Source organism: Amycolatopsis sp. CA-126428 (assembly GCF_002904335.1).
Classification (GTDB): Bacteria; Actinomycetota; Actinomycetes; order Mycobacteriales; family Pseudonocardiaceae; genus Amycolatopsis.
In genome coordinates this window covers 1-12,172 of the sequence record NZ_PPHF01000161.1, presented here as the reverse complement: position 1 = coordinate 12,172, position 12,172 = coordinate 1, and the positions used below count along the sequence as shown (strand labels likewise).

Genomic DNA, 12,172 nt, shown 5'->3' with positions numbered 1-12,172 from the left:
CGTCGGTGCTGCCCGCGAGCCGGGGCCGGGGGCGCCGGGCGATCACGGCCTGCTCCCGGTGGCCTTGAAGAACGCGTAGTGGAAGGTGCCGTCTTCGCCGGCGGTCCGGTGCAGGTCGGCGACCCCGTGGTCCCAGCGGTCCCGCGTGATCAGCCCGCGGGCGACGGCGGTTTCGCCGACGCCTTCGACCATCGCGGTGAAGGTGTCGCGGGTGAACCCGGTGACCAGCCCGGGCCGCGACGCGTCGACGTAGACCGTCCGCGGCTCCACGGTGACGTCGCCGAACCCGGCGCCGGTCAGCAGCGGGTGGAGACGCCGCCCGATGAGGGCGTCGCCGCCGGCGTCGGCCTGCAGCCGGACCAGGCAGTCGATCGCGGCCTGCGCGTGCTCGCTGTGCGGGTGGAAGAACGCCGAACCGTGGTCGCCCTCGATGACGGTGATCGTGCCGCCCGGCCGCAGCAGGGTCTTGAGGTGCGCGAGGGCCTTCTCCGGCTCCGGCAGGTGTTCCAGCACGAAGCAGACGAAGACGTGGTCGTACTCGCCGTCCAGGTCGAACAGGTCCGCCTGCCGGAAGTCGACGCCGCTCACTTGCCTGCGTGCCTGGGCGAGGGACGCGGCGGAGACGTCGACCGCGGTCAGGTGCGCGCCCGGGCTGCGGGCCACGAGGTGGATGGTCTGGGCGCCGACGCCGCAGCCGGCCTCCAGCACCCGGCTCCCGGCGGGGTAGGCCGTTCCGGCGTGCAGGAGGTCGGCGAGGGTGTCGGCCTGGTCGCCCAGGCGGCGGGTCTCGGGGTCGGTGTACCCGTGCACGTAAGCGGTGTCCATGAGCCCAGCGTCCTGCGACAATGGCTCGATGGACAGAGCCAAAACCGCGCTCTCCGAGGGGTCCATAGGGTCGGACTTCCTCCAGCTGGACGTCCGCGAGGCGCCCCCGGGCGGCTTGGCGGACTGGCTCGCCGGGCAACTGCGCGCGGCCATCGCCGACGGCCGGCTCCCGGTCGGCGGCCGGCTGCCCGCGTCCCGGGTCCTGGCCGCCGAGCTGCGCGTGTCGCGCGGGGTGGTCACCGAGGCCTACCAGCGGCTGATCGACGACGGCCACGCCGCGGGCCGCGGCCGGGCGGGCACGGTCGTCGTCGCCGCGCCCGTGCTGCCGCCGTCCCCGTCGCCGGACCGGCTTTTTCCCGAGGTCATCACGGCTTCGCCGGGGCTGGAGGTCTTCGACGCGGTCCGCGCGGCGCCGGCCCGGATCGACCTCACGCCCGGCGTCCCGGACCTGACGGCGTTCCCGCGCGCGGCGTGGCTGCGGGCCGAGCGGGCGGTGCTGGACGAGCTGGAGCCGTCCCACTTCGGTTACGGCGACCCGCGCGGCGCGCCTTCGATGCGGCTGGCGGTGTCGCGCTGGCTGGCGCGCAACCGCGGGATCCGCGTGGATCCGGGCGAGATCATCATGGTGGCCGGGGTCGCGCAGGCGTTGACGCTGGTGGGCGACGTGCTACGGCAGCACGGCGTGACCGAGATCGCGGTGGAGGACCCGAGTTCGCTGGGCGCGCGCCAGCACCTGCACCACTGCGGTTTGGCGACGCCGCCGGTCCCGGTGGACGACGACGGGCTGCGGGTTTCCTCGTTGACGGCTCCGGCGGTGCTGCTGACGCCGGCCCACCAGTTCCCGATGGGCGTGGTGCTGGGCGGCGAGCGCCGCCGCGAGCTGATGCGCTGGGTGGCCGAGGGCGGCATCGTCGTCGAGGACGACTACGACGCGGAGCACCGCTACGACCGCGCGCCGGTGCCGGCGGTCCGGTCGATGGTGCCGGAGGTCTGTTACACGGGAAGCGTTTCGAAGCTGCTGGCACCGGCGCTGCGCGTCGGCTGGCTGCTGGCGCCGCCGCGCTTCCGCGACGACCTCGTGGCGGCGAAGCGGTTCGCGGACCTGGGCAACCCGGTACTGGCCCAGCTGGTCCTGGCGCGCTTGATCGAGACCGGCGAGCTGGAGCGTCAGCTGAGGGTGGTCCGCGCCCGGCACCGCCGCCGCCGCGACGCGATGATCCGCGCGGTCGCCGCCGATTTGCCGGGCGCGCGGGTCCACGGCGCAGCCGCCGGTTTGCACCTGACGGTGACGTTCGACGCCGAGCTGGACGACGTCGCGGTGGCGGCGGCCGCGCTGGCCGAGGGGGTGAAGGTGCAGCCGCTGTCCTGGCACCGGCAACGCCCGGGACGGCCGGGGCTGGTGCTCGGGTACGCGGCCCGGACGGCGACGGAGATCGCCGAGGGGGTGGGGGTTCTCGGGCGGCTGGTCAGGCCCTCGCCGTGAGGGGGACCCCCGGTTTCAACGTTACCGGCGAGCACCGACAGTTCCCGGCCCCGCGACGGAAGTTGTCCACAGCCCGACCCGCCACGCTCGAGTTGTGCACAGCCCATCAGCGGTGGACGGCGATACCGAGCGCGGCACCTTCGCCTGAACCGGTGGTGCCGGAGTGTGCCCGCTCTCCGGCGCTGGCCCATCGGGACCGGATCGTGCCGAGCCGACTACCCCGCTGCACTAACCCATCGGGACCGGACCGAGCCGAGCTAGCCACCCCTCCACGCGGCACTGGAGATCGCCGAAGGTGTGGCCGTGCTCGGGCAGCTGATCAAGCCCTCGCCGTGAGGGGGACCCCCGGTTTCAACGTTACCGGGAGGCACCGACAGTTCCCGCCCCCGCAACCCGAGTTGTCCACACCCCGACCCCAAACACTCGAGTTGTGCACAACCCCCGCCGTAAAGAGTCCTCAAAGGACAGTCAACCCCCTGTGATCATGCTCTCCTGGGCAATCCGCGTCGTTGGTTGCCATACGCAAGCAAGTTGCTTAGCCTAGCTAAGGGACTTTGCGAGCAGAAGGGTTGCACAGTGGCGGAACGCCGGACGTATTCGATCGCGGAACTGGGGCCGCGGTACAAGTGGATCGCGCTGTCCAACACGACGCTGGGCATGCTGATCGCCACGATCAACTCCTCGATCGTGCTGATCGCGCTGCCCGACATCTTCAAGGGCATCGGCATCAACCCCCTGGAGCCGGCCAACACGAGCTACCTGCTGTGGATGATCATGGGCTTCCTCGTGGTCACCGCGGTGCTGGTGGTGAGCTTCGGCCGGCTCGGCGACATGTACGGCCGCGCGAGGATGTACAACCTCGGCTTCGCCGTCTTCACCGTTTCCTCCATCATGCTGGCCGTCACCTGGTTCGACGGTGACGCGGCCGCGCTGTGGCTGATCGGCTGGCGGATCGTGCAGGGCGTCGGCGGTGCCTTCCTGATGGCGAACTCCTCGGCGATCCTCACCGACGCCTTCCCAGCCAACCAGCGCGGGCTCGCGCTCGGCATGAACGGCGTCGCGGCCATCGCCGGCTCGTTCCTCGGCCTGGTCGTCGGCGGCGTGCTGGCCCCGGTCGACTGGAACCTGATCTTCCTGGTGTCGGTCCCGTTCGGCGTGATCGGCACGGTCTGGGCGTACCTCAAGCTGCACGACACCGGCGTCCGCAAGCACGCGCGGATGGACTGGTGGGGCAACATCACCTTCGCCGTCGGCCTGATCGCGGTGCTGATCGGCATCACCTACGGCATCCAGCCCTACGGCTCGTCGCCGACCGGCTGGGGCAGCCCGTTCGTGCTCAGCTGCCTGATCGGCGGGCTCGCGGTGCTGGTGGCGTTCGTGATCATCGAGTCGAAGGTGGACAACCCGCTGTTCCGCCTGTCGCTGTTCCGGATCCGCTCGTTCACCTGGGGCAACGTCGCGAACCTGACGGCCTCCCTCGGCCGCGGCGGGCTGCAGTTCATCCTGATCATCTGGCTGCAGGGCATCTGGCTGCCCCAGCACGGCTACACGTTCGAGCAGACGCCGTTGTGGGCGGGCATCTACATGCTCCCGATGACGGTCGGCTTCCTGCTGGCCGCGCCGACGTCGGGCATCCTCGCCGACCGGATCGGCAGCCGCCTGCTCGCCTCCACCGGGCTGCTGATCACGGCGATCACGTTCCTGCTGCTGATCATCCTGCCGGTGAACTTCGACTACTGGGCGTTCGCGGCGATCCTGCTGATCAACGGCATCGGCATGGGCATGTTCTCCTCGCCCAACCGGGCCGAGGTGATGAACAGCCTGCCGGCCGACGCGCGCGGCTCCGGCGCGGGCATGATGACGACCTTCCAGAACGCGGCGATGGTCCTGTCGATCGGCTTCTTCTTCAGCTTGATCATCTCGGGCCTGTCGAGCAGCCTTCCGTCGACGATGCACGACGGTCTGGTCGCCCACGGCGTCCCGGACGCGGCGGCGTCCCAGGTGGCGAACCTCCCGGCGGTGGCGGTGCTGTTCGCGGCGTTCCTGGGTTACAACCCGATCCAGCAGCTCCTGGGCGGCCAGCTGTCGTCGCTGCCGCCGGACCAGGCGTCGTTCCTGACGGGGCGGAGCTTCTTCCCGAACCTGATCTCCGGCCCGTTCCAGTCGGGTCTGGCGGTGGCGTTCGGCTTCGCGATCGTGGTGTGCCTGATCGGTGCGGTGGCGTCGTTGCTGACGAAGGACGCGCGCCCGGCGGACCGCGAGTCGGTGGGGGAGGAGCTGGCCGCCGTGGCCGGGGAGTCGAGTGGCGGGCCGAGCGAACTGGTGTCGCCGTCGACCGAACGCTGAAGGTGAAGCGGGGAAGCCGGGTGCCGGATGGCACCCGGCTTTTCCGTCGGTGGGCCTACCAGCCGACCGTGGCCCGCTGGATCTTCACCGGGTGCGCCGGAGCCCCGTCCAGCGGCCCGTTCGGATCCGTCGGGATGATCCCGTCGGCGACCATCCGGTCGATCGCCGACATCCCGCGGATCACCTGCCCCATGACCGAATAGTTCGCCGGGATGTTCGCGAACGAGTGCACGATGAAGAACTCCGACCCGTTCGTCCCGGGCCCCTGGTTCCCCATCGCGATCGTCCCGCGCGGGTACGTCTCGGCGCCGGAAACCTCGTCCGGGAACTTGTACCCCGGCCCGCCCTTTTCGACCTCGTAGATGTCTCCGCACTGGAGCACGCCGAGACGAGAAGAATTCGAAAGCCGCCAGCACTGGGAGCGGTCGTAGAACCGCTGCAAAACCAGCGAAACCAGGTTGTGCACCGCGCACGGAGCAGCTCCCGCGCGGTCCAACCGCACCGTCACCGGCCCGTAGTTGAACCGGAACGTCACGTCCACGGTCCCGCGGGTCGGCGCCACCGGCAACGGACGCACCACGGGACGCGCCGCCGGGTTGTCCGGGGTCGGCGTGAACGTGCAGCGGACCAACGGCACCGAAGCCGATGCCGGCGCGGCGGGCACCACCAGGGCACCCAGAACAGCGAACACGGCCAGTCCCCAGCGCAGCTTCATGCCGGGGACGTTAGCGAATGACGAACTACTTGCGCCAGGCCGTGCGCTGCTTGCGGATGTCCAGCACCAGCAGCAGCACGAGGAACAGCGCCAGCCCGACCAGCCACACGTTCTCGGTGTTGTTCTCGTGGTTGCCCTTGATCATCACGAGCAGGATGATCGCGCTGACCCAGCCGGCGATGCGGGTGGCCTTCGGGAACGAGCCGTGCCAGCCCCAGGCCGCGGACGGCTCGTCGCGCGGGTCGACCTCGGGCCGCCTCTTCTCGACCGCCTTGCCTGCCACGATGAACTCCTCAAACCCCGTGAACCTCGGACCCGCCGATGATCCCACACCTCCGGGTGCGCCGCGGAGACGCCCCGCGCGACAATGACCGGCGATGACTACCTCGCGAAGCGTTCTCGTGCTCGGCTCGACCGGGTCCATCGGCGTGCAGGCCCTCGACGTCGCCGCGCGCAACCCGCACCTGTTCCGGGTGGCCGGGATCGCCGCGGGCGGGGCCGATCCGGCCGCGCTCGCCGCGCAGGCGATCGCGCACGGCGTCGAGGCCGTCGCCGTGACCAGGGCCACGGCCGCCGAAGACGTCCAGCTCGCGCTGTACGCCGAAGCGCAGAAGCGCGGGTACGCCCAGGGCGAGTTCAAGCTCCCGCGGCTCTTCGCGGGCTCGGACGCCGTCACCGAGCTGATCGACGCCGTCAAGGTCGACACCGTCCTCAACGCGCTCCCGGGCTCCCGCGGCCTCGAGCCGACGCTGCGGGCGCTCGCCACCGGCGCCACCCTGGCCCTGGCCAACAAGGAGTCCCTCATCGCCGGCGGGCCGCTGGTGCTCGCCGCCGCCAAGCCCGGGCAGCTCGTGCCCGTGGACTCCGAGCACTCCGCCATCGCCCAGGCCCTGCGCGCCGGGCACCGGAGCGAGGTCGCCCGGCTGGTCCTCACCGCGTCCGGCGGCCCGTTCCGCGGCCGCAAGCGCGCGGAGCTGGCCGGTGTCACCGTCGAGCAGGCGATGGCGCACCCGACCTGGTCCATGGGCCCGCTCATCACGATCAACTCCGCCACCCTGGTCAACAAGGGCCTGGAGCTGATCGAGGCGGCGCTGCTGTTCGACATCGAACCCGCGAAGATCGACGTCACCGTGCACCCGCAGTCGATCGTGCACTCGATGGTGACCTTCGCCGACGGCTCGACGATCGCCCAGGCCAGCCCGCCCGACATGCGGCTGCCCATCGCGCTCGCCCTGCACTGGCCCGACCGGGTCCCCGGGGCCGCCCCCGCGTGCACCTGGGACCAGGCCGCGACCTGGACGTTCGAGCCACTGGACGACGAGGCCTTCCCGGCCGTCGAGCTGGCCCGGCACTGCGGCACCGAGGGCGGCTGCCTGCCCGCGGTCTACAACGCCGCGAACGAGGAGCTGGTGTCCGCTTTCCTGGCGCAGAACACCAGCTTCACGTCGATAGTGGACACTGTTTCCGAGGTGGTGGGAGCCGCCGACGAATGGCGTCGCGAACCACGCGACGTCGAGGACGTTCTCGCGGCCGAGCGGTGGGCTCGTGCGCGGGCCGGTTCGATCATCGAGGGGAAGTAGCGGGTGCTCGCCTACATCATCGGTGTGGTGCTCTTCGCGCTGGGGATCTGCGTCTCAGTCGCACTGCACGAGGCCGGCCACATGGTCACCGCGAAGGCCTTCGGCATGAAGGTCCGCCGGTACTTCGTGGGCTTCGGGCCCACGGTGTTCTCCTGGCGCCGCGGCGAGACCGAGTACGGCCTGAAGTGGATCCCGCTCGGCGGGTTCTGCGACATCGCCGGCATGACGGCGCTCGACGAGGTGACCCCGGACGAGGCGCCGCGCGCGATGTGGCGGTTCAAGACCTGGAAGCGCACCGTCGTGATGTCGGCCGGGTCGATCACCCACTTCATCCTGGGCTTCCTGGTCCTCTACCTGATGGCCGTGACCATGGGGCTGCCGAAGCTGGCGCCCGCCCCGACCGAGCCGGTGCTGGCCTCGACCTCCTGCGCCCAGTCGGCCACGACGAAGGAGCAGGCCGAGGCCCAGTCCAAGGCCAAGAACTCCGGCTGCCCGGCGGACGCGCCGACCCCGGCGGCGACGGCCGGGCTGCGGCCCGGCGACAAGGTGACCGCGGTCGGCGGGAAGCCGGTCGCGACCTGGGACGAGATGCTCGCCGCCGTGCAGGCCACCAGCGGCCGGACGGTGTTCCAGGTGCAGCGGGACGGTCAGGCCCTGTGGCTCGTCGTCGACGTGCCGAAGGTGCAGCGCTGGAACGGCGCCACCGTCAAGGAAGTCGGCATGATCGGCGCCTCGCCCCGGCAGCCGGAGCTGACCACGCAGTACGGCCCGGTCGCCGCGGTCGGCGCCACGTTCAGCTTCACCGGCACGATGTTCGCCGAGACAGCCCAGCGGCTCGTCCAGTTCCCGCAGCGCATCCCCGCCGTGGTCGACGCGATCTTCGGCGGCGTACGCGACGCGAACACCCCGGTCAGCGTCGTCGGTGCGAGCCGGATCGGCGGCCAGGCGGTCGAGCAGGGCCTCTGGGTGCTGTTCTTCTTCCTGCTGGCCAGCCTGAACTTCTTCATCGGCGTGTTCAACCTGCTGCCGCTGCTGCCGCTGGACGGCGGGCACATCGCGGTGGTCTGGTACGAGCGCGTCCGCGACTGGATCCGGGCGCGGCGGGGCAAGGTGGCCGGGGGTCCGGTCGACTACACGAAGCTGTCGGGAATCACGATGGCGCTGGTGCTCATCGGCGGCGCCGTGACGCTACTCACGGTGACGGCCGACATCGTCAACCCGATCCGGATCGGCCCGTAAGTCCCACGGAGGGGGTGCGGTCCGCCCGGGACCGCTCACCCCCGGCGTAATGCTGCTCACCGTGACGGTTGACATGGTGAAGGTGGCCCAGTAGGGGTAGGTACGCTGGAAACCGTGACCGTCGCACTCGGTATGCCCGCCCTGCCCCCGCCCGTCCTGTCCGAGCGTCGCAAGACCCGCCAGCTCCAGGTGGGTCCGGTCGGCGTCGGCAGCGACCACCCGATCTCCGTCCAGTCGATGACGACGACGCTCACCTCCGACGTCAACGCGACCCTGCAGCAGATCGCCGAGCTGACCGCCGCGGGCTGCGACATCGTCCGCGTCGCGTGCCCGTCGGCCGACGACGCCGAGGCGCTGCCGGCGATCGCGAGGAAGTCGCAGATCCCGGTGATCGCCGACATCCACTTCCAGCCGAAGTACGTCTTCGCCGCGATCGAGGCCGGCTGCGCGGCGGTGCGCGTCAACCCGGGCAACATCCGGAAGTTCGACGACCAGGTCAAGGAGATCGCGCAGGCCGCGAAGGACCACGGCACGCCGATCCGGATCGGCGTCAACGCGGGTTCGCTGGACAAGCGGATCATGGACAAGTACGGCAAGGCGACGCCGGAGGCGCTGGCCGAGTCGGCGCTGTGGGAGGCGTCGCTGTTCGCCGAGCACGACTTCCACGACATCAAGATCTCGGTGAAGCACAACGACCCGGTGGTCATGGTGCGCGCCTACGAGATCCTCGCCGAGCAGTGCGACTACCCGCTGCACCTGGGCGTCACCGAGGCGGGCCCGGCGTTCCAGGGCACGATCAAGTCGGCCGTGGCGTTCGGCGCGCTGCTGCGCCAGGGCATCGGCGACACGATCCGCGTGTCGCTGTCCGCGCCGCCGGTCGAAGAGGTCAAGGTCGGGATCCAGATCCTGCAGTCGCTGAACCTCAAGCAGCGCAAGCTGGAGATCGTGTCGTGCCCGTCGTGCGGCCGGGCGCAGGTCGACGTCTACACGCTCGCCGAGCAGGTCACGGCCGGTCTCGAGGGCATGGAGATCCCGTTGCGCGTGGCCGTCATGGGCTGCGTCGTGAACGGCCCGGGCGAGGCCCGCGAGGCCGACCTGGGCGTCGCGTCGGGCAACGGCAAGGGCCAGATCTTCGTCAAGGGCGAGGTCATCAAGACCGTGCCCGAGCACGCGATCGTCGAGACGCTCATCGAAGAGGCCATGCGCATCGCCGAAGAGGCGGGCGAGTCCCTCGGCGAGGGCGCGCCGGTGGTCACCGCCGGCTGAGCTTCTTCCGGACGGCGCTCTCGAGGCGTCGGCCGTCGGCTTCGACGTCGCGGGCATCGAGGCGTCAGGCGGAGCGCGCGGGGTTCTGCGCGCGCTGCGCGAAGCGGGCTTCACGTACGACTCGCGAGCACGACGGATCCGGCGGGACGGCCTTCGCCGGCTCGCTGCCCTTCCGCTACCTCGGCGCGGACGACCGGGCCGCGAGACCGCGGACCGCGTCGGCGACGGCGCGGAAGTCCTTGCGCAGGATGGCGCCGTGGTTGCTCGCGACCTTCTCGCTGGTGATGTTCGCTTTCCGGGCGGTCACCGCGTCGAGGGCGGCGCGGATCCGCTCCTGCTCGTCGCCCTTGCTGCCCAGCGACGTGCCCGAGGCGACCACGTACCGCACCGGGACGGTGAGGCCGTCCAGCACCGGACCCAGCTCGCGCTCGCGGGACAGCTTGCCGAGTTCGATGTTGCTCTCGGCCTGCTGGGCCGCGGTCATCCGCGGGGCCAGCCCGGTCGGGCGCAGCAGCGGCAGGAACCAGCTCATCCGCTTGAACAGCTTGCGGATCCGCTGCTCCATGGCGTCGTCGAGCCAGTCGTGCGGGAAGGCGCCGTCGACCAGGACCGCGCCGATGGCCCGCTCCGGGTTGCGCTCGGCCCAGTGCGCCGCGACGACCGCGCCGTAGGACCAGCCGACCACCAGCGCCCGCTCCACGCCCCGGGCGGCGAGGACGGCGTCGACGTCGCGAACAGCGGCTTCGAACGAATAGTCGGCCGAGCGCCGCGACTTGCCGCGGGCCCGCTCGTCGTAGGTGATGTGCCGGAACTCCGGGCCGAGTTCGGCGAGGACGCGGCGCCAGTAGCCCTGGGTGGCGAACTGGCCGTTGAGGTAGACCACGGGGAGGCCGGGCCCGCCGGTGTCGGTGACGGCCAGTGCCGTGTCGTCCACCGGCACCAGGCCGGTCCAGTCCGCGGTGATCGGGGCAGTGCTGTTCTCGGTCATGCGGTGACTGTGCGCGGCGCGCCTGACACCGGCCTGACACCGCACGGACACTGCCCCGGTCCGGGGCCTCAGCCCTGGAGGTGGTGCTGGGCGGCGTCGCGGATCTGCAGGCGGACGTTCTCGAGCGCGGCCGCGACCTCGTCGATCTGCTGGGAAGCGAGCTGGATGGCGCCCTGGATCGCGGTCGCGGAGGACGTCTCCCCGAGCAGGCCGAGCACGTGGGCCTGGAGGTCTTCGAGGTCGCTCTTCGTGGCGAGCGCGATGCCGGTCGGCACCTGGTCGGCGAGCAGCTCCAGCTGCTGCGCCTGCTCTTGGATCGTCATCGGGGTGTTTCCTTCCGCGGTGGGGACGCACTGTCCGTGTTAGCAGACGCGGAACTGTCGGTGGTGACGATTAGGCTCGTATTCGTGAGCGTGACCTGGGCCCTCCACGAGCCGCACCCGGTGGTGCGGCCCCTGGTCACGCGCTATGTGGGGTACGCGCAGGACGACGTCACGCTGGCCGTCCACCGCGGCCTGCCGTCCCGGCATGTGACGCTCGTCATCAGCCTCGCCGGGCCGGTGCGGATGGCCGGGCAGAGCCTGCAGGCGCTGGTCGGCGGGCTGCACACCAGCGCGGTGCTGATCAGGCAGGACCGCGTGCAGGAGGGGGTGCAGCTGGAGCTCGACCCGCTGGGCGTGCGGACGCTGTTCGGGGTGACGGCGGCCGAGCTGAGCGGCGAGGTGGCCGACCTGGCGGAGTTCGGTCTCGGCTGGTTGCCCGAAAGGCTGAGGGAGCTGTCTTGGCGCGAGCGGTTCGCGCTGCTCGACGAGGTGCTGGCGGCCCGGGCCGTCGAGCCGGTGGTGCCGCCGCCCGAGCTGGGGGAGGCGTGGCGCCGGCTGCGGGGTGCGGACGGGCGGGTGCGCGTCGCGGATCTCGCGGACGAGGTCGGCTGGAGCCGCCGTCACTTGGGCGAGCGCTTCCGCGCGGAGCTGGGGCTCGCGCCGAAGCAGGCGGCGCGGGTGCTGCGGTTCGAGCGGGCCGGGCGCCTGCTGCGGAGTGGGCGCGCGGACCTGGCGGCGCTGGCGGCGGAGTGCGGGTTCTACGACCAGGCGCACCTGACGAACGAATGGCGCGCGCTGGCGGGGTGCACGCCGGGGACGTGGATCGCCGAGGAGCTCCCGTTCCTCCAAGACCAGGAGGCGGAGGTGGCGCGAAGCTGACGGCATGATTCCTGAACCGAACGTCTGGCCCGCCCTCCGCTACGACGACGCCCCGGCCGCGGTCCGCTTCCTCGTCGACGTCCTCGGCTTCACCGAAGCGCTGGTGGTGCCCGAGGGGGACCGGCTGATCGCGCACGCCGAGCTGCGCTGGCCCGAGGGCGGCGCGGTGATGCTGGGCAGCGTCCGCCCGCCGGATGGCGTCCACGACGCGATGAAGCCGGGTGCGTCCGCGGTGTACGTGGTGTCGGACAAGGTCGACGAGGTGTACGCGCGGGTGCAGGCCGCGGGTGCGGAGATCACGGCCGAGCTGACGGACACCGAGTACGGCTCGCACACGTTCAGCCTGCGCGACCCGGAGGGCAACGCCTGGACGATCGGCACCTACCGCGGCGCGGCTTGAGCGAGGGCCCGGGGTACGGCGGCGAGTCCGGCCAGGCTGGCCTGCTGCCCGGCTGGGCCGCTCGGCTGGCGCCCGGCTGGGCCGGTCTGCGCGCGGCCGAGCCGGTCTGGCGCCTGGCTGCCGCTCGG

The 12,172-nt window shown here is 71.4% G+C and carries 12 protein-coding genes; 7 read left to right on the top strand and 5 right to left on the bottom strand.

Translation table 11 applies throughout. The features are described 5' to 3' along the window. Positions 1-42 precede the first annotated feature (42 nt). Positions 43-825: an L-histidine N(alpha)-methyltransferase gene (locus tag C2L58_RS41310; protein WP_103343062.1), complete on the bottom strand. Its 783-nt coding sequence runs from the start codon at positions 823-825 to the stop codon at positions 43-45. A gap of 28 nt (positions 826-853) precedes the next feature. Here C2L58_RS41310 and pdxR point away from each other — a divergent pair, with 28 nt between their 5' ends. After that, positions 854-2,308 carry a MocR-like pyridoxine biosynthesis transcription factor PdxR gene (gene pdxR / locus C2L58_RS41305; RefSeq protein WP_103343061.1) on the top strand — a complete coding sequence of 485 codons (1,455 nt, stop codon included), beginning with the start codon at positions 854-856 and terminating at the stop codon, positions 2,306-2,308. A 576-nt stretch (positions 2,309-2,884) separates the two neighbouring features. Beyond that, positions 2,885-4,654: an MFS transporter gene (locus C2L58_RS41300; protein WP_103343060.1), complete on the top strand. Its 1,770-nt coding sequence runs from the start codon at positions 2,885-2,887 to the stop codon at positions 4,652-4,654. Between the two features lie 55 nt (positions 4,655-4,709). On the opposite strand, the gene C2L58_RS41295 is transcribed toward C2L58_RS41300, so the two are convergent. Together C2L58_RS41295 and C2L58_RS41290 are read right to left on the bottom strand one after the other, a co-directional pair. Then, positions 4,710-5,369 carry a peptidylprolyl isomerase gene (locus tag C2L58_RS41295; RefSeq protein WP_103343059.1) on the bottom strand — a complete coding sequence of 220 codons (660 nt, stop codon included), beginning with the start codon at positions 5,367-5,369 and terminating at the stop codon, positions 4,710-4,712. Positions 5,370-5,394: 25 nt separating this feature from the next. Beyond that, positions 5,395-5,652: a DUF2631 domain-containing protein gene (locus C2L58_RS41290; protein WP_013223923.1), complete on the bottom strand. Its 258-nt coding sequence runs from the start codon at positions 5,650-5,652 to the stop codon at positions 5,395-5,397. A gap of 94 nt (positions 5,653-5,746) precedes the next feature. Here C2L58_RS41290 and dxr point away from each other — a divergent pair, with 94 nt between their 5' ends. The 3 genes from dxr (at position 5,747) to ispG (ending at position 9,454) form a co-directional block, all read left to right on the top strand. Continuing rightward, a complete protein-coding gene (dxr, locus tag C2L58_RS41285; protein WP_103343058.1) occupies positions 5,747-6,949 on the top strand; it encodes a 1-deoxy-D-xylulose-5-phosphate reductoisomerase in 1,203 nt (400 codons plus the stop codon). A 3-nt stretch (positions 6,950-6,952) separates the two neighbouring features. Beyond that, on the top strand, positions 6,953-8,188 hold the full coding sequence (locus C2L58_RS41280; protein ID WP_103343057.1) for a M50 family metallopeptidase: 1,236 nt from the start codon (positions 6,953-6,955) through the stop codon (positions 8,186-8,188). Positions 8,189-8,302: 114 nt separating this feature from the next. Continuing rightward, positions 8,303-9,454 (top strand): flavodoxin-dependent (E)-4-hydroxy-3-methylbut-2-enyl-diphosphate synthase, encoded by a 1,152-nt coding sequence (ispG, locus tag C2L58_RS41275; protein ID WP_167384597.1) that lies wholly within the window; start codon positions 8,303-8,305, stop codon positions 9,452-9,454. 175 nt (positions 9,455-9,629) lie between these two features. Here the strand turns inward: ispG and C2L58_RS41265 are convergent, their stop codons facing one another. Together C2L58_RS41265 and C2L58_RS41260 are read right to left on the bottom strand one after the other, a co-directional pair. After that, on the bottom strand, positions 9,630-10,442 hold the full coding sequence (locus C2L58_RS41265) for an alpha/beta fold hydrolase (RefSeq protein WP_103343056.1): 813 nt from the start codon (positions 10,440-10,442) through the stop codon (positions 9,630-9,632). Positions 10,443-10,510: 68 nt separating this feature from the next. Continuing rightward, the gene (locus C2L58_RS41260) at positions 10,511-10,765 is read right to left on the bottom strand and encodes a hypothetical protein (RefSeq protein ID WP_103343055.1); all 255 of its coding nucleotides are present in this window, start codon (positions 10,763-10,765) and stop codon (positions 10,511-10,513) included. Between the two features lie 84 nt (positions 10,766-10,849). On the opposite strand from C2L58_RS41260, the gene C2L58_RS41255 reads away from it, so the two are divergent. Together C2L58_RS41255 and C2L58_RS41250 are read left to right on the top strand one after the other, a co-directional pair. Further along, positions 10,850-11,644 carry a helix-turn-helix domain-containing protein gene (locus C2L58_RS41255; RefSeq protein WP_199191682.1) on the top strand — a complete coding sequence of 265 codons (795 nt, stop codon included), beginning with the start codon at positions 10,850-10,852 and terminating at the stop codon, positions 11,642-11,644. 4 nt (positions 11,645-11,648) lie between these two features. Beyond that, positions 11,649-12,044 carry a VOC family protein gene (locus C2L58_RS41250; RefSeq protein WP_103343054.1) on the top strand — a complete coding sequence of 132 codons (396 nt, stop codon included), beginning with the start codon at positions 11,649-11,651 and terminating at the stop codon, positions 12,042-12,044. Positions 12,045-12,172: the final 128 nt, after the last annotated feature.